Below are 1,833 nucleotides of genomic sequence, written 5' to 3'. Positions count from 1 at the left end.
GGGCGGTTCGTGCCGCCCGGCCCGGCCGGGGCGCCGGCTACCTGGCCAGTTGGGCCAGTTCGTCCAGGCGCTTGAGCTTGTTCGGGTTGCGCACCACGTAGATCCGGGTGATGCGGCCGTCCTCGACGTCGATGCTGATCGCGGCCGGTTCGCCGTCGAACGCGATGCGGCCGGCGGGCGCGCCGTTGAGCCACACGGCGGTCGTCTCGAGCGCGTCGACGACCCGCTGGGCGCGGGCGAGGACCGGTGCCACCTGGTCGGCGCCGTGGATGGGCGCCAGGGCGGCGGAGACGATGCCGCCCCCGTCGGCGATCATGACCACGTCGGGGGCCATGACGTCGAGCAGGTCCTGCAGCCTGCCGGTGCGCAGCGCGGTCAGGAACCGCTTCACCACGGCCTGCTGTTCCGAGCGGCTGACCTGCATCCGCGGCCGGCGGGCGGCCACGTGCTCGCGGGAGCGTTTGGCGATCTGCCGCACCGCGGCCGCCGACTTGCCGACGGCCCGGGCGATCTCCGTGTAGGGCATGTCGAAGACCTCGCGGAGCACGAACACGGCCCGTTCGGTGGGGGCGAGCGTCTCGAGCACGGTCAGCATCGCGATCGAGACGCTCTCGGCGAGTTCGTGGTCCTCGGCCACGTCGGGGCTGGTCAGCAGCGGCTCCGGGAGCCACTCCCCCACGTAGTCCTCGCGGCTGCGCGAGAGGGTGCGCAGCCGGTTGAGGGACTGGCGGGTGACGGCCCGTACGAGGTAGGCCCGTGGCTCGCGGACCTGGGAGCGGTCGACGCCGGCCCAGCGCAGCCAGGTCTCCTGCAGCACGTCCTCGGCGTCGGCCGCGGAGCCGAGCATCTCGTAGGCGACGGTGAACAGCAGGTTGCGGTGGACGACGAACGGGTCGTCGGTCATGGCGTCATGAGTCACACCGGTCATGGTGTCAGGCGGCGTCCGAGGTCCGGGGGCGCTTGGCCAGCGGGATCTGGCAGGCCTCGGAGTAGCCCTGGGAGGTGATCCCGTGTGCGGTGTTGACCCGGGTCGAGAGGTTGGCGAACCCGATGAAGACGGTGAGTTCGACCAGGCCCGCCGGGCCGAGCTGCTTGAGCAGGCTCGCCGACAGTTCGTCGGTGACGGTGGGCGGGGTGTTGGTCATGGCCTCGGAGTACTCCATCACCTCGCGCTCCAGCTCGGTGAACGCCTCGGAGTCGCGCCAGTTGGGCACCTGGCTGGCCTTGGCCAGGTCGAGGTTCTGGTTCAGGGCGGCGAAGTAGTTGATGTCCAGGCACCAGCTGCAGCCGACCTGGGCCGCAACGGCCATGTGGGCGAACGTCTTGAGGCCCTCGTCGACCGCGTCCCACGCGGCGGCCTTCGCCGAGAACTCCAGGTTGGAGGTGGCGACGGCGGGGTTGTTGAAGACCACCTCGACGGGCTCGGGCACGGAGCCGAGCTGCTTGACCAGGGCCTCCTTCATCTCGGCGGGGAGTTCGGCCTTGGGGATGCGCGGTGCCATGTCGTTCTCCTTGTTCCGGGGGCCTTGCGGCCTGCTTTGGCATGAAGACACCGCCGGGCGCACGAGTGTGACAACCGCCCTCGTGCGCCGGCGGACGCCCGCCGGGCGGTGGCGGGCGTGGGGTGCCGGGCTGCTGGTGGGCCCGCTCAGGGGGCCGGGAACTTCAGCAGCCGGCCGTCGGTGGTGCTCAGCGTGTTGCTGGTGACGTAGATGTCGCCCTTGGCGTTGACGGCCAGGCCGGTGGGCTCCGTCAGCGGGGTGTCGGTGGTGATCGGGGTGGCCGCGCCCGTGCACCCGTCGATCCGGGTCAGTGTGCCGGGGCCCGGGTCGC

2 protein-coding genes and 1 pseudogene are annotated in these 1,833 nt (G+C 71.5%); all 3 read right to left on the bottom strand.

The window, feature by feature from the left end; genetic code table 11:
• Positions 1 to 37: 37 nt before the first annotated feature.
• Entirely contained in the window at positions 38 to 904 is an 867-nt protein-coding gene (locus CW362_RS42735; protein ID WP_103554946.1) for an RNA polymerase sigma-70 factor, read from the bottom strand.
• A gap of 28 nt (positions 905 to 932) precedes the next feature.
• Positions 933 to 1,502, bottom strand: coding sequence for a carboxymuconolactone decarboxylase family protein (locus CW362_RS42730; protein WP_103554945.1), 570 nt, complete (start codon positions 1,500 to 1,502; stop codon positions 933 to 935).
• Between the two features lie 146 nt (positions 1,503 to 1,648).
• Positions 1,649 to 1,833 (bottom strand): annotated as a pseudogene (locus tag CW362_RS42725) (hypothetical protein); the annotation flags it as partial.

This window comes from Streptomyces populi, assembly GCF_002911015.1.
Lineage (GTDB): Bacteria > Actinomycetota > Actinomycetes > Streptomycetales > Streptomycetaceae > Streptomyces > Streptomyces populi.
Note: the sequence above shows the minus strand (reverse complement) of the source record. Positions and strands in the feature narration are given on the sequence as shown.